The organism is Streptomyces sp. NPDC096105, from assembly GCF_044763335.1.
In the GTDB taxonomy this organism is placed as follows: Bacteria; Actinomycetota; Actinomycetes; order Streptomycetales; family Streptomycetaceae; genus Streptomyces.
This window is the reverse complement of the sequence record NZ_JBIWGC010000030.1, coordinates 1-25,927: the sequence shown is the minus strand read 5'-3', so window position 1 is coordinate 25,927 and position 25,927 is coordinate 1. Positions and strand designations below refer to the sequence as shown.

Below are 25,927 nucleotides of genomic sequence, written 5' to 3'. Positions count from 1 at the left end.
GACGAGGGGCAGGGAGTCACCGGAGTCCGACGCCCGCGGCCAGTTCGGCGCGGGCCTGCTCCACCAGGCCGTCCGCCCCGCACGCCCGGGCCAGCGCCACGCCCCGCTCCAGATCGGGCACGGAGCGGGCGAGCACGCCGTACTCGATGCGGGCGGCGGCGTGTTCGTACTGGCAGGGCGAGGACTCCAGACAGGCGACCGCCTGGCCGGCGAGGCGCACCGCGCGCTGCCCGGTCTCCAGGGCGGCCGCCACCCGCAGGGCCTCCCCTATCGCCGTGTCGGTGCCGAGGCGTTCGGCGCGGCGGCGGAGGTCGACGGCGAGCCGGGCCGCGCGGGCCGGGTCCTCGGTGGCGAGCGCACGGGCCAGGTCGGCGGCGGCGAAGACGTGCACCGGGTTGTGGTGGCCGCGCGCGGCGGCGGCCTTCTCCGCCGCTTCCAGTTCGTCGACGCCCTCCTTGGCGCGGCCCACGGCGAGCAGCAGCCGGCCGCGCACCGAACGCGGGTCGGGCAGCACGACGGTGGACGGGTAGGGCGGGGCGAAACCGTGCCGTTCGGCCATGGCCCACGCCTCGTCGACATGGCCTCGGGCGAGCAGCGTGTCGACGAGGTTGCAGGTGGCCGTCCAGTACAACGGCAGTCCGCGGCCGACGCGTTCGGCGAGGCGCAGCGACTCGCGCAGGGAGTCCTCCGCCGCCTCCAGCCGTCCGCGCCTGCGGTGGGCGAGTCCGACGTAGGCGTGGGCGAGGGCCAGGTGTCCGCCGCCCCAGCCGGCCGTGTCGTACGCCTGCAGGGCCTCGTTGTAGAGGGTCTCGGCGCGGTCGAGGCGGTCGGTGTACGCGTAGGAGCCGGCCAGCATCAGCAGCAGTTCCACGCCCCACTCGGAGTCGGTCCAGCCGAGGCCGGGCGCGAGGCGGCCGTTGACCAGGGCGCGGTCGCAGATCTCGACGATCTCCTCGGCGTTCTCCCCGCGCATCATCGCGTCGAAGCCGCGCAGGATGAGCAGCGCCCGCTCGGCGTTGTCGCGGCCGGTGCAGGTGGCGGCGAGCTCGGCGAGGCGTTCGGAGCGGCCCGGGGTGAGGGACTCACCGGCGTGCAGGCCCTCCCACATGAACCGCACGGCCTGGAGCCGCATCCGGGCGGGTCCGGCGGGCAGCCGGGCGGCCTCCGCCTCGACCGTGCGGACGGCCTCCTCCATCTGGTCGTTGTGCAGCAGGGCCTGGGAGAGCCGGATCACGGCGTCCACCCGCCGGTCGCCGTCCAGTCCGGGCATGCCGAGCGCGGTGCGCAGATGGCCGATGGTGCGGGCGGGCGCGGTCAGGAAAGTGGCGCAGCCCAGTTCGTAGAGGACGTGCGCGTGGACCTCGGGGCGGGGCGGCTCCTCCAGGGCGCGCTCCAGACAGCGGCGGGCGGCGTCCGGGGCGCCGACGGCGAGGTGTTCGCGGGCCGCCTCGCGCAACTGCCAGACGAGTTCCTCGTCGTCGTCCGGGTGCACCTCGAGGAGGTGGCGGGCGGCCGCGGCGGCCCCGCGGCCGGAGTCGTTGACGATACGGGCCGCGATGCCGTGCATGGCGCGGCGCAGCGCGTCCGGGACGGAGTTGTAGGCGGCGGTCGCGATCAGCGGGTGCACGAACTCCAGCTCCGCGGGTCCGGCGGACGCCGGGTCGGGGACCGTCAGGATGCGGGCGCCGCGCAGGCGTTCGGCGCACCGGGCCGCGTCCTCGGGGCCGAGGGTGGCGAGCTGGGCCACCAGGTCGACGGTGATGCCGTCGCCGAGGATGGCGGCGGCCCAGGCGAACCGGGTGGCGTCCACGCCGAGTTCCTCCAGCCGGGCGACGAGGCCGCCGCCGCGCGCGGAGCGGTTGAGCTCGCGCAGTTCACCGGCGTGCGCCTCGACCGGTTCCAGCTCGCTGTCCTGCACCTTGGCGAGGAGTTCGACGGTCTCGTACGGGTTGCCGCCGGTCACGGCCCACACCTCGCGGCAGAACGCCGCGTCCGCGTTCTCCCCGAGCGTGGCGCGGGTGAGTCCGGCCACCGCCTCGGGGGTGAGGGCGCTGAGGCTGGCGACGGGACGGCCGGCCGCGGCGGCGATCGCGTCCAGGTGACGGGCGCTCTCCCCGGTGATCTCGCCGGGGCGGCGGGCGACCACGACGAGGACGGACAGGTCGGCGAGGCGCTCGGCGAACGCGGCGAGCCAGTACAGGGTCTCCTGGTCGGCCCAGTGGGCGTCGTCGATGAGCAGCACCAGCGGCCAGTCCCGGCGGGCCAGCCGGCGCACGGCGGCGACCAGGCCCTCGCACACGCCCTGCGGGTCGGGGTGGCGGTCGCCGGGGTCGGCGATGCCGAGGGCGGGGCCCGCGATGTCGTACCAGTCGCCCAGGTACTCGCGGGCCTCCTCCGGCAGCATCGACACCAGGGCGGGCTGCAGGAGTTGGCGCACCACGTTGAACGGCACGGTGCGCAACGTCTCGCCGCCGCGGGCGGACCAGACGGTGCAGCCGCGCTGTTCGGCGATGCGGCGGGTCTCGGCGAGCAGGGCGGTCTTGCCGAGCCCCGCCTCGCCGCGCAACTCCAGCAGTGTGCCGGGCGAGTGGCGGTCGGCGCACAGGACGTCGACGGCCTCCGCGATGGCGGCGAGTTCCTCGTCGCGCTCCCACAGGGCGGCCGAGGGTGCCGCCGATGGCCGTACCTCCGTCATCCCGCTGCCTCCCCGAGTCGCCCGAATGACGTACCGGACCCGAGCGTAGTCCTCCGTCCGGCCCGGCGGAGCCCGCTCGGCGCACGTGTTGCCGTGACGAGTGACACCGGCCACGGGGAGTCGACGCGAACCGTCCCTCACCAGGGACCTGTCGGTCAACGACTGTTCCCTCCCGGCCCGTTGACGCGGGACGTGCCGGGCCGGCAAGAGACGGCACCGGGGTGGGCGCGGACTCTCTCATCCGGCTTTCACCGTCGCCTCATACGGTGGGGGCATGACGCAGGTGACTCCCCCCGGGTGGTACCCCGACCCCGGACAGACGCAAGACGGCCCGCCCACCGAACGCTGGTGGGACGGCACGGCCTGGACGGCCCGGATCCGCCGGCCGGACCGGGCCGCCCAGGCCACGCCGGAAGGGGGCGGCGCGGAGCGGGCCGCCGAGGCGGGGCCGGCGGGCGCGGACCGGGCCCAGGCGGGTCAGGCGGACCCGGACCAGGTCCCGGCGGGGCAGGCCGCTGCGGACCAGGCGGTCGGCCGGGCCGGCGCGGGCGAAGCGGCCGGGAGCCGGACCGGCGTGGGTGAAGCGGCCGGGAGCCGGACCGGCGCGGGGCACGCGGCTGAGAACCGTGTCAGCGCGGGCCAGGCCGGCGCGGAGCACGTGGCCGCGGGCCAGACCGGCGACAGCCATGCCGACGCAGGACAGGCGGCCACGGGACACGCACCCGTGAACCAGGGCGACGCGAGCCCGGCGGCCGGAGGCCAGGCCGCTCCGGGGCAGGCGGCCGGAGGCCAGGCCGCCGTCGGGCAGGCCGCCCCGTGGCAGGCCCCTGCTTCCGGGCCGGGGGCCGGCCAGGGTGCCGTCCGGGAGGCGGCGGGCGTGAGCGGCGGGGGGAGCCCCGGGCACCCTACGTACCCCGTCCACCCGGCCTACCCCGCCACGCCCTCGTCCGGACGGGGGCACAAGCTGCGGACCGGGATAGCCGTCGCCGTGGCCGCCGCCGTGCTCGCGAGCATCGGGGTGGGCGTGTACGCGCTGACCGACGACGACGGAGGCCGGACCACCGCGGCCTCGCAGCACGACGACCGCGACGCGTCCGGGGGCGGTCCGGACGACGGGTCCGGGGCGGACGGCGAGGACGACGGCGACGGCGACGACCCGCGCCGCGTCGAGAGCGGCTCGGTGACCGACTCGCTGAGCGGGATCAGCCTGCCCGTGCCCGAGGGCTGGTACGGGGAGGAGCTGCAGATCGGCGCCGCGCTGACGTCGAAGGACTCCTACGACTGCCCCGGTGACACCTCGAAGACCTGCGTCAAGGGCGGCGCGTACTCGGCGCCGGCCGTGGTGCTGGGCACCCGCGGCGCCACCGCCGAGGAGGTCGCGAAGGCGGACATCGCCGCGAACGCCGAGGAGAGCTACGGCGGCGAGACGTACGGGCGGATCACCTCGCACGACGTGCTGCTGTCCAAGGCGGTGACCGTGGCCGGGCAGAAGGGGTACCTGGTCCGCTGGAAGGCGGTGACCCAGGAGGGGGCGGACGGGTTCGTGCAGTCTCTCGCCTTCCCGTCCCCGGCCCGCCCGGACCAGATCGTGGTCGTGCGCTTCGGCGTGGACACCGACCAGCGGCAGGCGGTCCTCGACGAGATCACCGAGGGCATCGCGGTGGCCGAGGGCGGCCGCGGCAACGGACAGGACGTCTGACGCCGTCCCGGCGACCTCGGTCATACGGCCGGGTGGGGCACCCCTCCGCTCACGAGGTCCCGCCCAGCCGGGCGGTCCCCCAGGGTGCTCGGTGACGGGCGTACGGGGGACCGTCCGGCCCGGCCGGGACGCGGCGTCGGGGGAGGCGAGGAGCACCGGAGGGGGGCAGAGGCGCGCGAGGGCGGCGTCGCCCGCGGAACCCGCCGCGCCGCACACGCGGACGAGGTCGACGTGGAGCCGGGACGTCGGCAGGGGCGGCCGCCCGGGGGCGACACGGGCGGCGTCCCCGCCGAGGCCGGGAGCCGCACGGCCCCTCACGTTCCCCGCCGTTTCACCGGGATTCCCGGCCAGGGGTCTCGGGACGGTCTCCGCCCGCGTCAAGGGCACCGGCATTCCGTCCGGTGTCAGAGCACCGTCACCTCGTGCCGCACCACCGCGTCGAACAGGTACCCCTGGGTGTTGTGGACGGAGACGTCGGGCTGGGTGCGGCCCGCCGCGTCGGTGGCGCGGGCCAGCAGGCGGGCCGTGCCCCGGACGCGAGGGGTCCAGTTGACGGACCACCGGGTCCACGTGTCGGGACGCGGCCGTTCCAGCAGCCGGGCCGGCCGCCAGCTCGACCCGCCGTCGGTGCTCACGTCGACCCGCGCGACCGGCCCCGCCCCCGACCACGAGCGACCTGTCAGCACCTGGGTCCGGCCCGCCCGGAACGTGGCGCCGCTCGCCAGCTCGAAGGCGCTCTTGAGGGTTTGCCGGGTCAGCGGCGCGCTGCCGCCTTCGGGGTGGGCGGACCCGAAGAGCCGGTAGGACGTGGTGTTCCACGGCGAGAACAGCGGCTGCGCGGACACCTCGATGTCGCCGACCCACTTGATCGACGCGATGCCCACCCAGGAGGGCACCAGGACCCGCACCGGGTACCCGTGGTCGGGCGGGAGCGGTTCGCCGTTCATCTCGTAGGCGAGCACGACGTCGCGCAGCGCCTTCGCCAGCGGCAGCGGCCGCCGCACCCGGCCGAGGCTCTCCCCGCCGCTGACGTACTCGGCGTCCAGGCCCCGCGGCTGCACGTCGACGGCGTAGGGGGACAGGCCCGCCCGGCGCAGGACGGTGGACAGGGGGACCCCGCGCCAGCTCGCCACCCCGATCGCGCCGAGCGTCCAGGGGGTGCCGGAGACCGCCTCGCCCTGCTGGGTGGTGTAGCCGCTGCGCCCGTTGCCGGCGCACTCGACGAACGCGGTGCGGGTGACGGACGGCAGCCGGCGCAAGTCGTCGTGGCCGAACTCGACCGCCTTGTCCTCGCCGGGCCCGCCGCGCAGGCCGCTCCCCCACAGCCGCAGCCGCCAGTCGCCCGCGTCGATGCGGGGCGTGGCGGTGTGGTTGCGTACGAAGAACAGGTCGTTGGGGGTGTGGTGGCCGGTGCCGCGCAGGGCCTCCCAGCGGGTCTCGGCGTTGGTGCCGTGGCGGACGAACTTCTCGGGCGGCAGCGGTTTGACGACGGTGTCGCCGTCGGCGGCACGGGCGGGGGCCGGTGCGGACAAGGACAGCGCGCCGGCGCCTCCGGCCGCGGCGAGCAGGGCGAGCAGGCGGCGTCGGCTCACGCCGTCCGCCCTGGCCTCGCCGGCCAGCCACTGGCGCAGCCTGTGCCGGTCGTAGGCGGTCTCGTCGGGGCGGGATGAGGGCACGGCGGATGAAGGCATGACGGCAGTCCTCGTCGTCGTAGGGGCGGTCGTCGCGGCAGCGGAGGAGCGGAGGGGGCGCGGCGGGCCGGGACCGGCGTCGCGGAGGGCCGGCGCCGGAGGAACGGGGAGGCGCGCCGGGTCAGCCGGCGAGGCGGCACAGCGCTGCGGCCACGCGGACGAGATCCACGGCACGGCGGCGCGTCAGGGGCTCCAGCGGCGGCATGGCGAGATGCAAGCACGCGCCGTTCGGAGGTGTCAACGCACCGTCAGGTCTGCGCGACCGCCCTTCCGGCGGACTTCGGCGGCCCGGGCGGCGACCCGGAGCGTTCACCATATGAGACGTTCCCCAATTCCCTATAGATTTACTAGGAAAGCCTTGACGGTGTTCACGAGGCGTGCGCAGCATGAGGGACATGTCCCCTGTGCAGCAGCGACTCGTACGTCGTCGGCACGTCGACTTCGGTCACGTCGTCAGCGCCGCCTGCTGTCGCGCCTGACGCACGGCCCGCTCGTCCGGCCGTGCACTCCGGCCCGCCCCCCCGGCGTCCACGCACCACCCCGCGTCCGCCGGGACCCGACACCATTCCGAGGGACGACCGCCATGACCACGGCACTTCCGCACCCGACCGCCTCGCTCCGTCCGCTGCCCGACGCACGCCGCCTCCACATGGTGGCCGACGGGGCGCGGCGTGACACCGAGGGCCCCGCGTCCGCGCCGCTCGTCGGCTACCTCCTGCTGGTCCCCCAGGGGACCGACCCTCTCGACCTGCTCGTGAAGGACCGGCCACGGCCCGAGTTCCGCCTGGTGGCCGCCGACGTGACCGCGGACGGCGCCGCACCCGTGCGGCAGCCGGCGGACGACGCCGTCCGGATCGACACCGCGCGCCGCACCGCCGAAGTCGACGGACGCGAACTCGACCTGACCTACCTGGAGTTCGAGCTGCTGACGCATCTCGTGGGGCGGCCCCACCTCGTACAGTCGCGCGAGACACTGGTGGCGGCCGTGTGGGGGTACCACCACGTCGGCGACGGCCGCACCGTCGATGTCCACGTCGCGCGTCTTCGCCGCAAGCTGGGCGCCGCCCACCGGCACCGGATCGTGACCGTCCGGAGCATCGGCTACAAGTACGTCCCCGGCCGGCAGGACAACCCCCGCGCCGCAGCCCGCGGCCGATCCTGAGGAGAGCACCGCCATGTGCCCTGCCGCCGCGCCGGCCCGCCCCGCGCTCCCGGCCGACCCCGTCGCGCACGGCCGGGCGCACTGGCTGCGCGTGGCCCGCGAGGCGGCGGACGACCTGGCCACGGACACCGTGATCCGGGAACAGGCGGGCAAGGCCCCGGTGGACGAGGTGTCCCGGCTGCGTGAGGCGGGGCTGCTGACCCTGCTCACGCCGGCCGGACCGGACGTGGGCGGCGCGGACTGGGACACGGCGTACGCGGTGGTGCGGGAGATCTCCACGGCCGACGGCCCGATAGGCCGGCTCCTCGGCTCCCACTACTTCCTGTCGTGGAGCGCCCGGTTCTTCGCGGACCCGGGGACGGCCCTGCGGGTGACGGAGCGCCCCGCGGCCGAACAGTGGTGCTGGGGCGGCGGGTTCGCCCCGCAGGACCCTCCGCTGACGCTGTCCCGCACGTCCCGGGGCCTGGTGCTCGGCGGCCGTCAGAGCTACCCGACGGGGGTGCTCGTGGCCGACCGTCTCGCCGTACGGGCGGTGCGGGAGGACACCGGCGAACCCCTGGCCGTCGTGGTGGACCCGGTCCGCCGGGGCGTGGCGGTCGACGCGTCCGGCGACACCTTCGGGCAGCGGCTGGCGGGCGGCGGAAGCGTGGAGTTCGACGACGTGCCGGTGGGCGGCGAGGACGTCCTGGGCTCGCTGTCCGCGGACGAGGACCACCTGGCCCCCCGGGCCGCGCTGGCCGCGCCCGTCGGGCGGCTGTTCTCGGTGCAGCTGCTGCTCGGGATGGCCGAGGGGGTGCTGGCCGAGGTGCGCGAGTACAGCAGGGCCGGGCGCCGCCCGTGGCAGCCCGTCCCGCCGGCCGGCACGCCCGACGACCCGCAGGTGCTCACCGCGTACGGCGAGCTGACGGTGCTCACCCGTTCCGCGTCCGCGCTGTGCGACCAGGCGCTGGACGCCGTGCGGCACGGGCTGGAGCGCGGCGAGGACCTGACGTACGACGAGTACGCGGACGTCTCCGCGCTGGTGTCCATGGCCGAGACCGCGGCCTCCCGGGCGGCCCAGGAGTCCGCCACCCGCGCGCTCGACATCGTCGGCCCGCGCTCGGCGTCCGCGCGGCTGGGCTTCGACCGGTTCTGGCGCAACGCCCGGACGCACACTCTGTACGAGCCCGTCGCACACCGGCTGCGCGACGTCGGGGACTACTTCCTCAACGGCGCCCACCCCCCGTTCGTCCTGCCCGCATGACCTCCTGGGAGCCGGGCCGCGGATTCCTTCCCGGACACGTGCCGTGAACTGGTCCACGGGACTCGCCGGACTGGTCGCGGGCCTGGTCATCTCGGTGGCGACCACGCCCGCGGGTGTGTCCGGCGCGGTGTTCCTGCTGCCGGTGCAGCTCAGTGTTCTCGGTGTGCCGAGCCCCGCGGTCACGCCGACGAACCTGCTGTTCAACGTGGTGGCCGGGCCCGGCGCGCTGCTGCGGCACCTCCGCACCGGCCTGCTGCGCGATCCGCTGACCCGCCGTCTGGTGAGCGGCACCCTGCCCGGGGTCGCGGTGGGCTCGGTCGTGCGGGTGTTCGCCGTCCCGGGGGCCACCGTCTTCCGGCTGCTGATCGCCGTGCTGCTGGTACCGCTCGGGCTGTGGCTGGTCCGCCGCACCCTGAGGCCCGTCCGGCCGGCCGGGGACGCGGAGCCGTCGCCGCGCACCGTGACCGGGCTGGCCCTGGCGGTCGGCGCGGTCGGCGGGGTCTACGGCATCGGCGGCGGCTCGCTGCTCGGGCCGCTGCTGGCCGGGCGGGGCATGTCCGTCGCGCGGGTGGCGCCGGCGGCGCTGGCCTCGACCTTCGTCACGTCCGTGGCGGGCGCCTGCGCCTTCGCGCTGTTGTCCCTGACCGGCACCGGTGACGTGGCCCCGGACTGGTACCTGGGGCTGGCCTGCGGGCTGGGCGGACTGATCGGCGGGTATCTCGGCGCGCGGCTGCAGCCGCGGCTGCCCGAGACCGGGCTGCGTCTGCTGCTGGGCTCCCTCGCCACCGCGGTGGGCGTCCTCTACGCCGTGCAGGCGCTGGGCTGACCGCCGGCTCCGTCCTCCGACCGCGGGTGGAGGGCGGCACGGGCCGTACGGGATAATGAACGCATGCGGATCTCAGCCAGGGCGGACTACGCGGTACGCGCCGCGCTGCAACTCGCGTCCTCCATGGACGACGGGCCGCTCAAGGCCGAGGCGATCGCCAACGCGCAGGACATCCCGCACAAGTTCCTCGAGAGCATCCTCAACGACATGCGGCGGGGCGGGCTCGTGGTGAGCCAGCGCGGAGGGAACGGCGGGTACCGGCTGGCGAAGCCCGCCGACTCGATCAGCATCGCCGACGTCATCCGCGTCGTGGAGGGCCCGCTGGTCTCGGTGCGCGGAGTCCGTCCGCCGGAGCTGTCCTACTCGGGTCCCGCCGAGTCGCTGCTGCCCCTGTGGATCGCGCTGCGGTCGAACGTCCGCCAGATCCTGGAGGGCGTGTCCCTCGCCGACGTGGCGTCCTCGCGGCTGCCCGCCGGAGTGGCCGCGTTGGCGGACACTCCGACGGCCTGGGTGAATCCCTGATTCCACCCTCCTGGCAGGGGTTTCTCACGATGTGAGCGAGTGGCGTCCATCATGTGATCTGCCTCTTGGGGCAAGGGCTGCTTTCTGCCACGATCCCTAGCATCCAGGTAGGAAAACTAGGGATCTTCAGGGGGTGGCCATGACCGCGCGTCCGCACGACGACTCCGCGCGCCCCCTGCTGACTTCGCGCCGCCACATCGACTTCGGCCGCACGTCCAGCGCCATCTGTCAGCCGGCCTGAGGGCCCGCCAGGACCGCGTCCGCGGCCGGCGGCGCACCTCCGCCCGCCCGCCTCACCGCACCCGCGCACCGAGTCGCGACCCCCTCCCGTCCCGCGAGGCGGGCCCGGCGGCCGCGCGAGCACACACCCCTGAGCCACGCCCGTACGCCGGCTTCGTCCCGAACGCCCTTTCCCGAGAGGACACCTCCGTGTCTGCCGCACGACCGCTCACCATCCTGCGCACCGTCGCCGCCATGGCGGCCCTCCCGCTCCTGCTCACCGCCTGCGGCTACGGTTCCGACGCCGAGGACGACGCCCCTCGGGCGGAGGCCGCCCCGGACGCGGAGAAGCTCTCCGCCCCCGAGGTGAGAATCGGCTACTTCCCGAACCTCACGCACGCCACCGCCCTGGTAGGCGTCCAGGAGGGCCTGCTCCAGAAGGAGCTGGGCGGCACCAGGATCAAGGCGTCGACGTTCAACGCCGGGCCGTCCGAGATCGAGGCGCTGAACGCCGGGTCCATCGACATCGGCTGGATCGGCCCCTCGCCGTCCGTCAACGGCTACACCAAGTCGGGCGGCGAGAACCTGCGCATCATCAGCGGTTCGGCGTCCGGCGGCGTGAAGCTCGTGGTCAACCCGGACACGATCAAGACCCTGGACGACCTCAAGGGCAAGAAGATCGCCACCCCGCAGCTCGGCAACACCCAGGACGTGGCCTTCCTGCACTGGATCGCCGAGAAGGGCTGGAAGGTCGACGCCCAGAGCGGCAAGGGCGACGTGTCCGTGGTGCGCACGGACAACAAGATCACCCCGGACGCCTACAGGTCCGGCTCCGTCGACGGCGCCTGGGTGCCCGAGCCCACCGCGTCCAAGCTGGTCGCGGACGGTGCGAAGGTGCTGCTCGACGAGTCCGACATCTGGCCGGACAAGAAGTTCGTGATCACCAACATCATCGTGTCGCAGAACTTCCTCGAGGAGCACCCGGACGTCGTCGAGGCCGTGCTGCGCGGCTCGGTGAGGACCAACGCGTGGATCAACGCCAACCCGGACCAGGCCAAGGCCTCCGCGAACAAGGCGCTGGAGAAGCTGTCCGGCAAGGCCCTGCCGGCCGAGGTCCTGAACCCTGCGTGGGAGTCCATCACCTTCCTCGACGACCCGCTGGCCTCCACCCTCGACGCCCAGGCGGCGCACGCGGTGTCGGCCGGCCTGCTGGAGAAGCCCGATCTGAACGGCATCTACGACCTGAAGCCGCTGAACAGGGTCCTCAAGGCCGAGGGCAGGCCCGAGGTCGACGACGCCGGGCTCGGCGTCCGCTGACGACGCCCGCGCCCCGACGACACCCCAGGAGGTGACGACCATGACCACCACGACGGCCGGGACGGCCGAGGACACCACGGCGGCGGTGTACGCCGCACGGGTCGAGCACGTCTCGAAGTCCTTTCCCGCTCCGGGCGCCCCGGGCGGACGGCAGCTCGTGCTGGACGACATCACCCTCGATGTCGCACCCGGCGAGTTCGTCACCCTCCTGGGCGCCTCGGGCTGCGGCAAGTCCACCCTGCTCAACCTGATCGCCGGACTGGACCGGCCGTCCGCCGGCACGATCGGCACGGACGGCCGCCCCGCCCTGATGTTCCAGGAGCACGCCCTGTTCCCGTGGCTGACCGCGGGCAAGAACATCGAACTCGCCCTGAAACTGCGCGGGGTGGGCAAGCCGGAGCGCCGCCGGGAGGCGGAGCGGCTGCTGGAGCTGGTGCGGCTGAGAGACGCCCACGGCAAGCGGGTGCACGAGTTGTCCGGCGGCATGCGCCAGCGCGTGGCGCTGGCCCGCGCGCTGGCCCAGGAGAGCCGGCTGCTGCTGATGGACGAGCCGTTCGCCGCGCTCGACGCCATCACCCGGGACGTGCTGCACGACGAACTGACCCGGATCTGGCGGGAGACGGGACTGTCGGTGCTGTTCGTCACCCACAACGTGCGCGAGGCGGTGCGGCTCGCCCAGCGCGTCGTCCTGCTGTCGTCCCGGCCGGGCCGCATCGCCCGGCAGTGGACGGTGGATCTGCCGCAGCCGCGCCGCCTCGAGGACGCCGCCGTCGCGAAGCTGTCCGCCGGGATCACCGAAGAACTGCGTGGGGAGATCCGCCGTCATGGCCAGCACTGAGAAAGCCGCCGACGTCACGAAGGACACCGCCGCGCCCCAGGACCCGGACGATCTCGCGGGCCTGGAGGCCGGCCTCGACGCGCTGGACTCGGCGCGGTCGGTCCGCACCCCGCTGCGCGAGACCCTGCTGCGCAAGGTGCTGCCGCCGGTCACCGCCGTCGCCCTGGTGCTGGTGGTGTGGCAGATCCTGGTGTGGGCGGAGGTCGCTCCCCCGTACAAGCTCGCCTCCCCCTCCGACGTGTGGGGCGAGGTGCGCGCGGCCTGGCTGCGGGGCACGCTGCTCGACTACGTCTGGACGTCCGTCTCGCGCGGCCTGCTCGGCTTCCTGCTGGCGCTCGCCATCGGCACCCCGCTCGGGCTGCTGGTGGCGCGGGTGACCTTCGTCCGGGCGGCCATCGGCCCGGTCCTGTCGGGTCTGCAGTCGCTGCCCTCGGTCGCCTGGGTGCCGCCCGCCGTGATCTGGCTGGGTCTGAACGACTCGATGATGTTCGCGGTGATCCTGCTCGGCGCCGTCCCGTCCATCGCCAACGGCCTGGTGGCGGGCATCGACCAGATCCCGCCGTTGTTCCTGCGCGCGGGGCGCACTCTGGGCGCGACGGGGATGCGCGAGGCCCGGTACGTCGTGATGCCCGCCGCGCTTCCCGGCTACGTGGCCGGCCTCAAGCAGGGCTGGGCCTTCTCCTGGCGCTCGCTGATGGCCGCCGAGATCATCGCCTCCTCGCCCGATCTCGGCGTCGGGCTGGGCCAGTTGCTGGAGAACGGCCGCAACAACAGCAGCATGCCGCAGGTGTTCCTGGCCATCCTGCTGATCCTGTGCGTCGGCATCGCCGTCGACCTGCTGCTCTTCAGCCCGCTGGAGCGGCGCGTGCTGCGCGGGCGGGGGCTGCTGGCCGGCCGCTGACCCCGCCCGCACGGCACACCGGCTCGGGACCGGTACACCTCCGCCTCGCCGAACCGGCCGGCCGGCCGGTGCCGCGCAGCCGCGGACGGAGCGGGCGGCCGTCGCCCGGGGCGGTCACCGTGTCGCCGGTCGCCGACGGTGACGTCGAGGCCGGCGCGAGCCCCGTGCAGGGCGCGGGCGGCGTCCGCCGTCCCGGCACCCGTCACCACGACACCGCAGGCCGGTGACTCGCTCACCCCGGTGCTGTCACGTCGCACGGCCGCCGTACAGGGCGTGGGCGGGCGGTCGTGCCGGGGTTCAGCCGCCGGTGGGGACCACGCGCAGATGGGAGGCGGCGCGGCGGGCGCCGCGGTCCCGGCCGGCGGCCCGGGGCGCCTCCCGCGGGACGAACGTCACCCGGCGGCACTCCATCTCCTCGAGGACGGACGTGGTCTCCACCAACAGACGGCACTCCGTGGCGCCCCAGCGCGGATCCGGATGCAGCAACGGCCGTACGGAGCCGTCGTGTTCGGCGGCCCGCTCACCCGCCGCGCGCAGCCAGTGCGGCAGACCGTGCCGGTAGGCGGCGTCCATGATGGGGTCCTGGGCGATGTCCCGCCGTACGGCGTGCAGCACGGGGTCGTGGGCGTGCCGCTCGACGGTCGCGGCGAAGTCCGCCAGCATGGGCAGACACCAGCTCGCCTCGTGGTCGCCGAGCACCGTGGCGGCGTCCGGGTGGAACAGCACGAAGCGGAGGAAGCTGGCGCCGGGGTGGGCCGTCGGATGCGGCTCCACGCCCTGGAAAAGTGCCCGGAAAGCACCGTTGGTGAGCAGTACGTCCCATCGGTGGTCCACGACCAGCGACGGGAAGGGCACGGCGTCCAGCAGGACGGCGTAGTCCTGCAGATATGCCTGGGCCTCGGGAGTCCCGGGGCCGGGCCGCGGTGCCGGCCGCCGCCCTCCTGCCTGATATGCCATCGGGAGGTCACCCCTCTTGCCTGTGCGGCCCTGACGCGGCGTGCCGATCCTGCTGCCCGGAGGCGTGGCATGTCAACTATCGTGGCATTCCGCCACGGTTGACGGCTGAAATTGGCCACAGTTGTGGCGAGACCTGGATGGGAGTTCGCTCCACCGGCTAGTCTCCGTGAGGTTCACGGCAATCGTTGTGAGAAGCCTGTGAGAGACGTAGGAGATCTTTCGGTGACGGGTGGCTTCGAGGGTCCGGGCGCCGCGCCGACGAACGCGCTGCTCTCCGTCGTCGCCCGCGTCACCGCACTCGCCGACCGGCTCGGCGTGGCGCACAGCGAGGTCTTCGACGTGGGCCGGCTGTCCGTGGCGTCCGGAGTCCCGGAGCCCGTGGTGAAGGCGCTGCTGAGCGGGCGGCCCGCGGGCGAGCCCGACGTGCAGGCGCGCTTCCTGCAGCGGCTGGACCTGCTGCGCCGTACGCGGCTGAAGCCGAACGGGCGCAAGTACACGCAGCAGGAGATCGCCGACGGGGCGGGCATGTCCCGGCAGCAGGCCGGCGCGCTGATCAACGGTGACCGGCGGCCCACCATGGAGCACTGCGACGCCCTCCAGCGGTTCTTCCGGGTGCACGCCGGTTTTCTCACCGCCGAGGACCCGGAGGCGCTGGCGAGCGCCCTCCAGCACACCGAGCAGGAGCTGCTGCAGAAGCTCGCGGAGCGGGAGTCGGTCACGGCGGCCGAGGACCCGCTGGAGCGGCTGCTGCAGGACCACGGGGTGCGGGGCATCGCCTGGCGGGCCGCGCAGCTGCCCACCGACCAGCACCGCGACAAGGTCGCGGAGTGGCTGGACATGCTCCTGGAGAGCGTCCAGCGGCCCAAGTCGTGACCCGGGGAGAACTGTGGGCATCGGTAGGGAAATGCGCCGCCTGTGCGGAGAGTTGGTCACGGAGCTGACGCTTCCCGTCCCGGCGCGGCCCGCCGATCTCTACGCCGCCCTGTGCGAGGCGATGAGCCGGCGCCGGGGACGGCCGGTGCTGTTCCGCGCGGCGGCCTTTCCGCCGGGCACGGCGAGCGGGCTGTGGCTGGACATGGCGGACCAGGACCTCGTCGTGGTCGAGGAACGCACGGCGCCGGACCACCAGTTGGTGATCCTGGGCCACGAGCTGTGGCACATGAAGGCCGGTCACCGCGGTCACCACGTGGCGGGCGCGGAGGTCACGACCCGTTTGTGGGGCGCCTCCCTCGACGACGACGTCCTGCGGGCGACCGTGCTGCGGGTCGCCGCGCGCACCCGGTTCGACCTCGCGGAGGAGAAGGAGGCCGAGACGTTCGGGCTGCTGCTGGCCAGCAAGTGCCGGACGTACCTCGCCGGCTCGTCGCTGCGCGGGCCGGTGCAACGGGATCATCTGGCGGGGCGGATCGGGGCGTCGCTGGGGTATCTGGGACCGCAGAGCTGAGGCCGCTGAGCCGCAGCTCCCAGGGCGGGTCGCGGGGTGTCCGGCGTGCGGACGGGGCGGTGGTCCGGGCCGATTGTCAGTGGTGGGCGGCAAGCTGGTGATACGCCCCCGTTCGTGCGGGGGCGTGGGGACCCACGACCACGACACGGGGAGAGCCGAGCGATGCCCACCGCCGTACTGACCGACCGCGAGCGCACCGCCGTCCAGGCCTATCTCAGACTGCTGCACACCGTGCGGGCCGTCTTCGGCGACGACCGGTGCGGCCCGCCGGGCCCGGACGTGCTGCCGGTTGTCCCGCCTTCCGTTCTCGCGGAGGCGGAGACGGCGTTGGAGCGGGCGGGACTGGCGGGGAACGAGGAGTCGTTCTTCCGGATGGTCAGGGGTTGGCGTTCCGAGGGGTAGTCGTCTCCCGGGCGCGGCACGCTTCTTCGCGCGTCGCGCCCGGGACGGCCCCGGCGACCGCAGGGCGGTGGGAGCCGTCATCAGCCGTGCGGGATGGTCACCGCCGTGGTGAGCAGGCTGGACTCGGCGGCCCAGCGGCCGGTGAAGTGGTCGAGGCGGCGGCCTGAGACGACGGGGCCGGGGACCAGGAGAGTCGCGTGGAAGGTGCCGTCGAGGTGGATCGTGATGTCCGCCTCCGAGAAGTCCAGCCACTTCCGGGTGAGCGGGAACCACGCCTTGTAGACGGACTCCTTGGCGCTGAACAGCAGGCGGTCCCAGTGGATGTCCGGGCGTTCCGCGTGCAGGCGGCTGATCCGCTCCGTCTCCTGCGGCAGGGAGACGGTGGACAGCACCCCCTCGGGGAGCAGCGGGCCGTGCGTCTCGGCGTCGATGCCGATGGACGCCAGGTCGTCGGCGCGGACCAGTGCGGCGGCGCGGTAGCCCTCGCAGTGGGTCATGCTGCCGGTCACTCCAACGGGCCAGACGGGGGCGCCGCGCTCGCCGGGGACGACGGGCTGCGCGGGTACGCCGAGCTTTTCCATGGCGCGCCGGGCGCAGGAGCGTACGGCGGTGAAGTCGCGGCGGCGCTTCAGGACCGCGCGGGTGAGGACGGCCTCCTCCTCGGGGAACAGCGGGGCGTCCACGCCCTCGTCGCCGTAGGCCTCGACGGCGGCCACCGTCGGCGGGAGCAGGTCCTCGATCACCGGGCCGGCCCCTCCACGGGCAGCATGCGGCGCAGCCGCCCCGGCGGTTCCCGCCGTTTGCGCCACTCACGCGGGTAGCCCACCGAAACCTCCTCGAAGCGGACGCCGTCCTGCCAGGTCGTCCGGGGAATGTGCAGATGACCGTAGACCGAGGTGTGGACGGGGTACCTGCGGTGCCAGTCGTCGGTCAGCACGGTGCCGCACCACATGGCGAACTCCGGGTACCACAGCACCTCGGTCGGATGGCGGTGCAGCGGCCAGTGCGTGACGGGGATGAGGGGCAGGTCCTCGGGGAGTTCCGCGAGCCGCCGTTCGGTCTCGGCGACGCGGGCCCGGCACCAGTCCTCCCGGGTCGGGTACGGATCGGGGTGCAGCAGGCGTTCGTCGGTGCAGACCACCCCGGTGCCGTGCGCGTATTCAAGGCCCTCCTCCTTGGTGGTGCAGCCGGAGGGGAGGAACGAGTAGTCGTAGAGGAGGAAGAGGGGTGCGACGGTCACCGGGCCGCCGGGGCCCTCCCAGACCGGGTACGGGTCCTCGGGGGTGAGCACGCCGAGGTCACGGCACTGCTCGACCAGATGCTCGTAGCGGGCGACGCCGCGCAGGGTGACGGCGTCCCCCGGGTGGGTCCACAGTTCGTGGTTGCCGGGCGTCCAGACGACGCGGGCGAAGCGGCCGGCGAAGGTCTTGAGGGCCCAGCGGACGTCCTCCACCGTCTCCGCGACGTCACCGGCCACCAGCAGCCAGTCCTCGTCCGACTCGGGCCGCATGCCCTCGACCAGGTCGCGGTTCTCGGCATAGCCGATGTGCAGATCGCTGACGGCCCACAGCTGAGGGCCGTCTCCACCCGTCACCATCCTCGTCGCCCCTTCAGCAGCCGCCGGACCTCACCACGAGATCACATCCGTCCCGCCGGAACAACCTCGGACCATCACCCGGACGTGGTATCAGGACGACTCTTCTTGGTCGTATGATCTGCCCGACACCACCGCCATGGACACGTGTTTCCCGTACGGCGGTTCGGTGACAACTCCCTACGTCATGCCCGGGCACGGGCCGCTGAGCCCTGCCCGCACACCGTTGAAAGGCGGCCTGCATGGTCTCTCGCGTACGCGTCTGGCTCAACCGCACGTACGCGGAGAACGTGTTCTTCATGGATCAGCTGCGGCGAAATCCCAGCGACCGGGCCGTCGAGATCCACGCCACCCACGGCGACCCCGACTCCCCCGTGCTCGCCGCGGCCGACACCGCCGAACTGGAGCCGGAGGACCTGTCCCCGGCGGCGTACGTCGAGTACGCGCTCACCCAGTGCGCGCGGCGCGGGATCGACGTGTTCGTGCCCCGGCTGCACCAGACGGCGATCGTCGCGCACCGCGCCGAGTTCGAGGCGGCCGGGACCGCGCTGCTGGCGCCGCCGCCCGAGGCGGTGGCGGTGTTCGAGGACAAGGTGGTCGCCTACCAGGCGGTCGAGTCGGTCGGTGTGCCGGTGCCGCCGTGGTGGCGGGTCCGTGACGCCGACGAACTCCTCACGGCGGTCGAGGAGTTGGAGCGGCTCGGGCACAGGGCGTGCTTCAAGCCCGCGTCCGGCGCGGGCGGGGTCGGCTTCCGGGTGATCACCCGCGAGCCCTTCTCGCTGCCCCAGCTGAGCGGCTTCCCCGGCCCGCGGGTTCCCCTCGGCCTGGTGCTGGAGGCCCTGCGGCGGGCCGACGAGCCGGTCGACTGGCTGGTGATGCCGCGCCTGGAGCAGCCCGAGGTGTCCGTGGACTGCCTGACCGGCACGGACAACCGCGTCCGGCTGGCCGTCGGGCGCACCAAGCACGGCCGGAGGCGCGGTTTCACGCTGCACGAGCAGTGGCTGGAGCCGGCCCGGCGGATCGCCGAGGGCTTCGGTCTGCACCACCTGTCCAACATCCAGTTCCGGATGCTCGGCGACCGCCCGGTGCTGATGGACGTCAACACCCGGCCCGCGGGCGGACTGCACCAGCTCTCGCTGTGCGGGGTGAACGCGCCCTGGGCCGCGGTGCGGCTGGCGCTCGGCGACGACCCGGGCGAGATCGCCCCGCCGTTCCTGGGCCAGGACTACACGGTGGTGTCCGGTCCGCGCCCGCTGCTCCCGGTGACCGTGCCGCGGCAGCGGACCGGCTCACCCGCGGCCACCGGCCCGCTGGACGCGCTGCCGGCGCCGGCGACGCCCGTCGAGCCGCGGACGGCGTCGGGAGCACTGCACTAGCGGCCGGTTCGCCGCCGCAGCGGCCGGTGACGGCCGGCGGCCGGCGGCTTTCCGAGAATTCCTCGAAGAAAATGTCCGCCAGGGTGTATCAGGCCCCGGTGTGCGGGCTCTTGATGGTGAACGGCGACTGGGGAAGCCGCCGGGGGGAGCACGGGGGACCGGGGGGGGGGAGCTCGGGTCGGTCGGCCGCTGTCACGGGGGGCGGCCGGCCGGCCCGAGGCCGGCTTGCCTCTTGTCAGCCGAGGTAGGCGAGTCCGGGGTGGACGGCCGTGTAGGCGTCGACCAGGCGGCGGGCCACGCTCACCGAGTCCACCAGCGGGTGCAGGGCGAAGGCCTTGACGGCGGTGGTGCGGGACCCCGACCGGGCGGCGGTCAGCACCTCGCGTTCCACGGCCTTCACGGCGCAGACGAGACCGACGGCGTGGCCGGGCAGCGGGTCGACGGCGACGGGGTGGGCCCCGTTGGCGTCCACCAGGCAGGGCACTTCGATCACGGCGTCGTCGTCCAGCGGTGAAAGGGTGCCGCGGTTGCGGACGTTGAGGATCAGGGTGGTGCGTTCGTCCCGGGCGATCGCCCGCATCAGCGCGAGCGCCACCTTCTCGTAGCCGCCGGACAGGTCGTCCGCCTCGCGTTCGCCCGCGCCGGCCGCCTCCCGGCTCTCGCTCATGTAGGTGGCCTCCCGCTCGGCGCGGGTGCGGTCCCACAACTCCAGGGCGGAGACGTCCGGGTCGGCCGTCCCGGCGTAGAAGCCCTCCTGCTGGTCGCGCAGGAAGGCGCCGCGGGTCCTGTGCGCCTGCTGGTAGGCGTGCACGGCCTCGCGGTTGAAGTAGTAGTAGTGCAGGTACTCGTTGGGGATCGCGCCCAGCGAGCGCAGCCAGTCCGCGCCGAAGAGCCGGCCCTCCTCGAACGAGCCGAGCAGCGCGGCGTCGCCGAGCAGGCGCGGCAGTCGGTCCTGGCCCGCCACGCGCAGGCCGCGCACCCAGCCGAGGTGGTTGAGGCCGACGTAGTCGATCCAGGCTTCCTGCGGACGTGCGCCGAGCACCCGGGCGATGCGGCGGCCGAGACCGACCGGTGAATCGCAGATGCCGATCACGCGGTCACCGAGGTGGGCGGACATGGCCTCGGTGACCAGGCCCGCCGGGTTGGTGAAGTTGATGACCCAGGCGTCGGGGGCGATGCGGGCCACCCGGCGGGCGATGTCGACGGCGACGGGGACGGTGCGCAGACCGTAGGCGATGCCTCCGGCGCCGACGGTCTCCTGGCCGAGCACGCCCTCGGCGAGCGCCACCCGCTCGTCGTTCGCCCTGCCCTCCAGGCCGCCGACGCGGATCGCGGAGAAGACGAAGTCCGCACCGCGCAGTGCCTCGTCGAGGTCCGTGGTGGCGGTCACCTCGGGCGCGTCGGGCACCCCGGCGGCCTGCTCGGCCAGCACCCTGGAGATCGCCCGCAGCCGCCCGGCGTCCACGTCGTGCAGCACGACCCGGGTCACCCGCCCCTCGGCACGGTCCGTGAGCAGCGCCCCGTACACCAGCGGCACCCGGAACCCGCCGCCGCCCAGAATCGTCAGCCTCACATCCACACCTTCCCGCAGCCACGGCCCGCCCCCGACCCTACTCGCGCCCCGCCCGCCCCTCACGCCCGGCGGTCCGGGACTCCGCGGGACTCGCCTTCCCCCGCCTGGCGCGCGGGGCCGGCCCCGGGAACCACGGGTCTCCGCCCGCCCCGGCCCGGTTTCCCCTGTTCGCGCCCATTCGAGAGGTGAACTCCTCTAACCGGCAAGCACTTTCACGGTTACACCTCTTGACGCCGGAGAGGCCCCGGAGCACATTGGCGTGACCGTGAGAGCGCTCTCACGAGCAGTTCCGGACTCTCCGGGCACACCCCCACAACCATCAGCACCGAGAGGTCATCCCCCCACATGAACGTCACCTCCGGCACCCCCCGGTCCCCCCACGCACGGCGACGGCTCAGGCGCACGCTCGTCGCCCTCGCGGGCGCACTGGCGCTCGGGGCCGGCGCCCTCACCCTCACCAGTCCCTCCGCCAGCGCCTCCGTGCCGCCCCCGCCGTCGGGGTGGACCCAGGTCTTCACCGACGACTTCGACGGTCCCGAGGGCAGCGGAGTCGACACCGGCAACTGGCAGTACGCCACCGGCACCGGTTACCCCGGCGGCCCCGCCAACTGGGGCACCGGCGAGATCGAGACGATGACGTCCAGCCCGGACAACGTCTCGCTCGACGGCGACGGCAACCTGCGCATCACCCCTCGGCGCGACGGCGCCGGCAACTGGACGTCGGGCCGCATCGAGACCGCCCGCGACGACTTCCAGCCCCCGGCCGGGGGCAAGCTGAGGGTCGAGGCCCGCGTCCAGGTGCCGAACGTCACCGGTGACGCCGCCAAGGGCTACTGGCCCGCGTTCTGGATGCTCGGCGCCCCCTACCGGGGCGACCACTGGAACTGGCCCGCCGTCGGCGAGCTGGACATCATGGAGAACACCCAGGGCATGAACACGGTGTTCGCCACGATGCACTGCGGCACCTCGCCGGGCGGCCCGTGCAACGAGACCAGCGGCATCGGCGGTGAGACCACCTGCCAGGGCACGACCTGTCAGGCCGGTTTCCACACCTACCGGATGGAGTGGGACCGCTCGTCGGACGTGGAGGAGATCCGCTTCTCCCTCGACGACGACACCTTCCACACCGTCCGGGAGGACCAGGTCGACGCGGTGACCTGGTCGAACGCCACGGACCACGGCTTCTTCGTCATCCTCAACGTGGCGATGGGCGGCGGTTTCCCCGACGCGTTCGGCGGCGGCCCCGACGCGGGCACCGAGCCCGGCCACTCGATGCTCGTGGACTACGTCCAGGTGCTGACCGCCTCCTAGCCCGCCGGCCCCACGCCCCCACCCCCCGCACCCGGCCCTCCCGGCCGGCGACGAGGGCTCCGCGCACCCCGCGCGGAGCCCTCGTCGGTGTTCACCCCGCACGCTCAGCGGCGCCGCGCGGAACGGGGCCGGGGCGGTGTCCATGCGCTGCCGTGCGTGAGGAGCCGCTCGGGAGCCTCCAGCACCCTCCGCGTGTCGATGAACGCCGTGGACGTCCCCCCGGTGGCGGCGCGCACCACCCGGGCCAAGGCGCGCCGGGAACAACCGGGGGCGTCGGCGTACGCGCTGACGCCGTGGCCGGCTGCTGGGGTCCGCTGGACCGGCGGGGGGGCGCAGCACGGCCGTGTGCGGGCTCAGCGGCAGGGTGACGGCGTCCTCGCACTCACGGCGCGGCCGGTCCGACGCGGCGCGGAGTGCGGCGAGCCGGGCCGGGCCGCATCAGCGGCGGCCGGTCGTAGCGGCAGGGGTCAGCGGCCCCGGTGGTGGCGCGGGGCAGGAAGCCGGGCTGCATGGCCAGGACGGTTCCGCGGTACCCGGCGTCCCGGGAGGAGCGGTGGCCCTGCCGGCCCCGCAGACGCTCCGCTCGACGCTCGACCAGGGAAGGGAAGGGTCTCATTCCGCCGCCGTCGCCCCGCCCGCCGTCCGGGTGCCGTCGTCACCCCCCTGGGGGAATCCGCCCGTCACGCCTCCCCCGGCCGTCGCACATCCGTCGGGGGCCGCCGGACGGGGGCGCCCAGCGCCCCCCTTTCACCGCGGGCGGGCACAACGGAATCTTCGTGCGAATAAGTCAGACTTTTACTTGTGAACGCGCTGCGGAGTTCCCTTCGCCCGGATCGAGGGCACCGCGAGAACGAGCACCTGCACGGGTGACCGGCACGACCGGCCGCCCGGAATCGACGGACGCCGGGCGCGGTTGACGCGAGCGCGAGAGAGAAGGAGATCAGAGTGGCCCGCACCATGTGCGACAGAGTGTTCGATCCGCCCGGAGGGCCCGGAGCAGGCGCACAGCCGCCGCCACGGGGGTGCACCGGGGTGAAGGACCCCGCGGACGAGGACACCCTGTAGAGGGAGGACCGCTCCGCGGCGGCCGGGAGCACGTACGACGTGGTGGCGCGGCAGCCGGGAACCCGGACAGGGCGAGGTTCGTGGACGCCGGGCCGTGGCCGCGCCAGGCGGCGGCGACGGCGTCCGACAGCGAGGGAGTTGACGCGGAATGACCGACGAGACCACCGAACCGGCGGTGGACGCCCCCGAGGCGGCACGGGACGAGCGGGCGGACGTGGACGCCCCCGAGGCGGCACGGGACGAGCGGGCGGACGTGGACGCCCCCGAGGCGGCACGGGACGAGCGGGCGGACGCCGTCACCGCCCTCACCGCGCCCCCGCCCGGCTGGCCCAACCCGCTGCGCGACCCCCGGGACCGCCGGCTGCCCCGGATCGCGGGCCCGTCCGGTCTGGTCATCTTCGGGGTGACCGGCGACCTGTCCCGCAGGAAGCTGATGCCGGCCGTGTACGACCTCGCCAACCGGGGGCTGCTGCCGCCGGGCTTCTCCCTCGTGGGCTTCGCCCGCCGCGACTGGGAGGACCAGGACTTCGCGCAGGTGGTGCACGACGCGGTCAAGGAGCACGCGCGGACCCCGTTCCGCGAGGAGGTCTGGCAGCAGTTGTCGGAGGGCATGCGGTTCGTGCCCGGCGACTTCGACGACGACCACGCCTTCGACCAGCTACGCGAGGCGGTCGACGAACTGGACACCTCCCGGGGCACCAGCGGCAACTACGCCTTCTACCTCTCCGTGCCGCCGAAGTTCTTCCCCAAGGTGGTGCAGCAGCTCAAGAAGCACGGTCTGGCCGACGCGCCCGAAGGATCCTGGCGGCGCGCGGTGATCGAGAAGCCGTTCGGGCACGACCTGACGTCCGCGCAGGAGCTCAACGCGATCGTGCACGAGGTGTTCGACCCGGAGCAGGTCTTCCGCATCGACCACTACCTGGGCAAGGAGACCGTCCAGAACATCCTGGCGCTGCGCTTCGCCAACCAGATGTTCGAACCGATCTGGAACCGGTCCTTCGTGGACCACGTGCAGATCACCATGGCCGAGGACATCGGCATCGGCGGCCGGGCCGGCTACTACGACGGCATCGGCGCCGCCCGCGACGTCATCCAGAACCACCTCCTCCAGCTCATGGCCCTCACCGCCATGGAGGAACCCGCCTCCTTCGACGCGGCGTCGCTGCTGACCGAGAAGCTGAAGGTGTTCCGGGCCGTGCGGCTGCCCGAGGACCTGGGCCTGCACACGGTGCGCGGGCAGTACGCGGCCGCCTGGCAGGGCGGCGCGAAGGTGCGCGGCTACCTCGAGGAGGAGGGCATCGACCCGTCCTCCACCACCGACACCTACGCGGCGATCAAACTCGGGGTGGACAACCGCCGCTGGGCGGGCGTCCCCTTCTACCTGCGCACCGGCAAGCGGCTGGGCCGCCGGGTCACCGAGATCGCGGTGGTCCTCCAGCGGGCGCCGCACTCCCCCTTCGACACCACGGCCACCGAGGAGCTCGGCCAGAACGCCATCGTGATCCGCGTCCAGCCGGACGAGGGCATGACGGTGCGGTTCGGCTCCAAGGTGCCCGGGACCTCCATGGAGCTGCGGGACGTGACGATGGACTTCGCCTACGGCGAGTCGTTCACCGAGTCCAGCCCGGAGGCCTACGAACGGCTCATCCTGGACGTCCTCCTGGGCGACGCCAACCTGTTCCCCCGCCACCAGGAAGTGGAGGAGTCCTGGAGGATCCTCGACCCGATCGAGGAGTACTGGGCGTCGCACGGCAGGCCCGCGCAGTACACATCGGGCAGCTGGGGACCCGCGGAAGCCGACGAGATGCTCGCACGAGACGGACGGAGCTGGCGCAGGCCATGAAGATCGACCTGACCGACACCACGGCAAGCAAGATCAACAAGGCGTTGGTGCAGGGCCGGCGGGCCATCGGCACCCCGGCCGTGGGCATGGTCCTGACGATGGTGATCGTCACGGACGAGGAAAACGCCTACGACTCGATCAAGGCGGCCGAGGAGGCCTCGCACGAGCACCCCGCGCGCACCCTGGTCGTCATCAAGCGGCACACCCGCAACCCGCGCGAACGCACCCGGTCCCGGCTCGACGCCGAGGTACGGGTGGGTTCGGAGTCCGGCACCGGTGAGACGGTGGTGCTGCGCACCTACGGCGAGGTGTCCGAGCACGCCGACTCGGTGGTGCTGCCGCTGCTGCTGCCGGACGCCCCGGTGGTGGTGTGGTGGCCGGCCGACGCGCCCGAGAACCCCTCCCGCGACCCGCTCGGCGCGCTGGGCCAGCGCCGGATCACCGACCTGTACACGGTCGAGAACCCGATGGAGACCCTGCGCGCCCGGCAGCGCACCTACGCGCCCGGCGACACCGACCTCGCCTGGACCCGGCTGACCCTGTGGCGTTCCATGCTGGCCGCCGCCCTCGACCAGGCCCGGGACCCCGTCACCTCCGCGGCCGTCGAGGCGGAGGCGGAGAACCCGGCCGCGGAGCTGCTGGCGCGCTGGCTGGAGGCCCGGCTGCGGGTCCCCGTCGAGCGGGTGGTGACCGCGGGCCCCGCGGTCACGGCGGTCCGGCTGGGCACCGAGGACGGCGAGATCGTCATCGACCGCCCCGAGGGCCCCCTGGCCACGCTCACCCTGCCCGGCCAGCCCGCGCGCCGGCTGGCACTGAAGGTCCGCTCCACCTCCGAACTCATCGCCGAGGAGCTCAGGCGCCTCGACGCGGACGAGATGTACGCCGTCGCCCTGCGCGGCGAGGCCACCGAGGAGATCCCCGCCCATGTCTGACGTCCCCGAACCGACCCGCCGCCCCGAGTGGGCCGCCCTGGAACAGCACCGCGCGCAGGGCGTCCCGGGCCTGCGCGAACTGTTCGACGCCGACCCCTCCCGCGCGCAGCGGTACGTCGTGCACGTCGGCGACCTCCGCATCGACTACTCCAAGCACCTGGTCACCGACGAGACGCTGCGGCTGTTGCGTGAACTGGCCGCGGCCACGGACGTGTTCGGGTCGCGGGACGCGATGTTCCGCGGGGAGCGGATCAACACCACCGAGGACCGTGCGGTGCTGCACACCGCGCTGCGGGCGCCGCGGGACGCGGTGATCG

Annotated in this window: 22 protein-coding genes and 3 pseudogenes; 18 read left to right on the top strand and 7 right to left on the bottom strand. The window is 73.9% G+C overall.

Annotated elements, in window-relative coordinates:
• Positions 1-16: 16 nt before the first annotated feature.
• The gene (locus ACIQ8B_RS30760) at positions 17-2,695 is read right to left on the bottom strand and encodes an ATP-binding protein (protein ID WP_403551350.1); all 2,679 of its coding nucleotides are present in this window, start codon (positions 2,693-2,695) and stop codon (positions 17-19) included.
• Positions 2,696-2,969: 274 nt separating this feature from the next.
• Between ACIQ8B_RS30760 and ACIQ8B_RS30755 the strand changes: the two are divergent.
• Both ACIQ8B_RS30755 and ACIQ8B_RS30750 read left to right on the top strand, forming a co-directional pair.
• Positions 2,970-3,086 (top strand): annotated as a pseudogene (locus tag ACIQ8B_RS30755) (DUF2510 domain-containing protein); the annotation flags it as partial.
• A gap of 333 nt (positions 3,087-3,419) precedes the next feature.
• Entirely contained in the window at positions 3,420-4,394 is a 975-nt protein-coding gene (locus tag ACIQ8B_RS30750) for a hypothetical protein (protein ID WP_403551411.1), read from the top strand.
• Positions 4,395-4,798: 404 nt separating this feature from the next.
• On the opposite strand, the gene ACIQ8B_RS30745 is transcribed toward ACIQ8B_RS30750, so the two are convergent.
• Positions 4,799-6,085 (bottom strand): sulfite oxidase, encoded by a 1,287-nt coding sequence (locus ACIQ8B_RS30745; RefSeq protein WP_290011124.1) that lies wholly within the window; start codon positions 6,083-6,085, stop codon positions 4,799-4,801.
• 583 nt (positions 6,086-6,668) lie between these two features.
• Here ACIQ8B_RS30745 and ACIQ8B_RS30740 point away from each other — a divergent pair.
• From ACIQ8B_RS30740 to ACIQ8B_RS30705, 8 genes are all read left to right on the top strand, one after another.
• A complete protein-coding gene (locus ACIQ8B_RS30740) occupies positions 6,669-7,247 on the top strand; it encodes a winged helix-turn-helix domain-containing protein (RefSeq protein ID WP_403551348.1) in 579 nt (192 codons plus the stop codon).
• 13 nt (positions 7,248-7,260) lie between these two features.
• A complete protein-coding gene (locus ACIQ8B_RS30735) occupies positions 7,261-8,490 on the top strand; it encodes an acyl-CoA dehydrogenase family protein (protein ID WP_403551346.1) in 1,230 nt (409 codons plus the stop codon).
• 43 nt (positions 8,491-8,533) lie between these two features.
• The gene (locus ACIQ8B_RS30730; RefSeq protein WP_403551344.1) at positions 8,534-9,316 is read left to right on the top strand and encodes a TSUP family transporter; all 783 of its coding nucleotides are present in this window, start codon (positions 8,534-8,536) and stop codon (positions 9,314-9,316) included.
• Between the two features lie 63 nt (positions 9,317-9,379).
• On the top strand, positions 9,380-9,838 hold the full coding sequence (locus tag ACIQ8B_RS30725; RefSeq protein WP_106411414.1) for an Rrf2 family transcriptional regulator: 459 nt from the start codon (positions 9,380-9,382) through the stop codon (positions 9,836-9,838).
• Between the two features lie 139 nt (positions 9,839-9,977).
• On the top strand, positions 9,978-10,079 hold the full coding sequence (locus tag ACIQ8B_RS30720; RefSeq protein WP_354671047.1) for a putative leader peptide: 102 nt from the start codon (positions 9,978-9,980) through the stop codon (positions 10,077-10,079).
• A 188-nt stretch (positions 10,080-10,267) separates the two neighbouring features.
• Entirely contained in the window at positions 10,268-11,374 is a 1,107-nt protein-coding gene (locus ACIQ8B_RS30715; RefSeq protein WP_403551342.1) for an aliphatic sulfonate ABC transporter substrate-binding protein, read from the top strand.
• 40 nt (positions 11,375-11,414) lie between these two features.
• Positions 11,415-12,212 (top strand): ABC transporter ATP-binding protein, encoded by a 798-nt coding sequence (locus tag ACIQ8B_RS30710; RefSeq protein WP_403551340.1) that lies wholly within the window; start codon positions 11,415-11,417, stop codon positions 12,210-12,212.
• Complete coding sequence (locus tag ACIQ8B_RS30705; RefSeq protein WP_403551338.1) at positions 12,199-13,113, top strand: ABC transporter permease; 915 nt, start codon at positions 12,199-12,201, stop codon at positions 13,111-13,113. The genes ACIQ8B_RS30710 and ACIQ8B_RS30705 overlap by 14 nt, the downstream gene beginning before the upstream one ends.
• A 297-nt stretch (positions 13,114-13,410) precedes the next feature.
• On the opposite strand, the gene ACIQ8B_RS30700 is transcribed toward ACIQ8B_RS30705, so the two are convergent.
• Positions 13,411-14,070 (bottom strand): hypothetical protein, encoded by a 660-nt coding sequence (locus tag ACIQ8B_RS30700; RefSeq protein ID WP_403551336.1) that lies wholly within the window; start codon positions 14,068-14,070, stop codon positions 13,411-13,413.
• A gap of 222 nt (positions 14,071-14,292) precedes the next feature.
• Between ACIQ8B_RS30700 and ACIQ8B_RS30695 the strand changes: the two genes are divergently transcribed.
• The 3 genes from ACIQ8B_RS30695 to ACIQ8B_RS30685 all read left to right on the top strand — a co-directional run bounded on the left by ACIQ8B_RS30695 (position 14,293) and on the right by ACIQ8B_RS30685 (position 15,916).
• Positions 14,293-14,943 (top strand): helix-turn-helix transcriptional regulator, encoded by a 651-nt coding sequence (locus tag ACIQ8B_RS30695; protein ID WP_106411418.1) that lies wholly within the window; start codon positions 14,293-14,295, stop codon positions 14,941-14,943.
• Between the two features lie 31 nt (positions 14,944-14,974).
• On the top strand, positions 14,975-15,514 hold the full coding sequence (locus tag ACIQ8B_RS30690; protein WP_106411419.1) for a toxin-antitoxin system, toxin component: 540 nt from the start codon (positions 14,975-14,977) through the stop codon (positions 15,512-15,514).
• 162 nt (positions 15,515-15,676) lie between these two features.
• Complete coding sequence (locus ACIQ8B_RS30685; protein WP_106411420.1) at positions 15,677-15,916, top strand: hypothetical protein; 240 nt, start codon at positions 15,677-15,679, stop codon at positions 15,914-15,916.
• 80 nt (positions 15,917-15,996) lie between these two features.
• On the opposite strand, the gene ACIQ8B_RS30680 is transcribed toward ACIQ8B_RS30685, so the two are convergent.
• Positions 15,997-16,659, bottom strand: a complete 663-nt coding sequence (locus ACIQ8B_RS30680; RefSeq protein WP_403551333.1) for a 4'-phosphopantetheinyl transferase — start codon at positions 16,657-16,659, stop codon at positions 15,997-15,999.
• Positions 16,656-17,513: a metallophosphoesterase family protein gene (locus ACIQ8B_RS30675; protein WP_403551331.1), complete on the bottom strand. Its 858-nt coding sequence runs from the start codon at positions 17,511-17,513 to the stop codon at positions 16,656-16,658. The genes ACIQ8B_RS30680 and ACIQ8B_RS30675 overlap by 4 nt, the downstream gene beginning before the upstream one ends.
• A 239-nt stretch (positions 17,514-17,752) precedes the next feature.
• Here ACIQ8B_RS30675 and ACIQ8B_RS30670 point away from each other — a divergent pair, with 239 nt between their 5' ends.
• The gene (locus ACIQ8B_RS30670) at positions 17,753-18,886 is read left to right on the top strand and encodes an ATP-grasp domain-containing protein (RefSeq protein WP_403551329.1); all 1,134 of its coding nucleotides are present in this window, start codon (positions 17,753-17,755) and stop codon (positions 18,884-18,886) included.
• A gap of 235 nt (positions 18,887-19,121) precedes the next feature.
• Here ACIQ8B_RS30670 and ACIQ8B_RS30665 read toward each other — a convergent pair whose 3' ends face one another.
• Entirely contained in the window at positions 19,122-20,459 is a 1,338-nt protein-coding gene (locus ACIQ8B_RS30665; protein ID WP_403551327.1) for a 6-phospho-beta-glucosidase, read from the bottom strand.
• 345 nt (positions 20,460-20,804) lie between these two features.
• Here ACIQ8B_RS30665 and ACIQ8B_RS30660 point away from each other — a divergent pair.
• Positions 20,805-21,764 (top strand): annotated as a pseudogene (locus ACIQ8B_RS30660) (glycoside hydrolase family 16 protein); the annotation flags it as partial.
• Positions 21,765-22,152: 388 nt separating this feature from the next.
• Here the strand turns inward: ACIQ8B_RS30660 and ACIQ8B_RS30655 are convergent.
• A complete protein-coding gene (locus tag ACIQ8B_RS30655; RefSeq protein ID WP_403551325.1) occupies positions 22,153-22,386 on the bottom strand; it encodes a hypothetical protein in 234 nt (77 codons plus the stop codon).
• A gap of 597 nt (positions 22,387-22,983) precedes the next feature.
• On the opposite strand from ACIQ8B_RS30655, the gene zwf reads away from it, so the two are divergent.
• From zwf to ACIQ8B_RS30640, 3 genes and pseudogenes are all read left to right on the top strand, one after another.
• A complete protein-coding gene (gene zwf / locus ACIQ8B_RS30650) occupies positions 22,984-24,678 on the top strand; it encodes a glucose-6-phosphate dehydrogenase (RefSeq protein WP_403551323.1) in 1,695 nt (564 codons plus the stop codon).
• Complete coding sequence (gene opcA, locus ACIQ8B_RS30645; protein ID WP_365422002.1) at positions 24,675-25,610, top strand: glucose-6-phosphate dehydrogenase assembly protein OpcA; 936 nt, start codon at positions 24,675-24,677, stop codon at positions 25,608-25,610. Before zwf ends, opcA begins: the two co-directional genes overlap by 4 nt.
• A pseudogene (locus ACIQ8B_RS30640) lies at positions 25,603-25,927 on the top strand (glucose-6-phosphate isomerase); the annotation flags it as partial. The gene opcA and the pseudogene ACIQ8B_RS30640, both read left to right, overlap by 8 nt.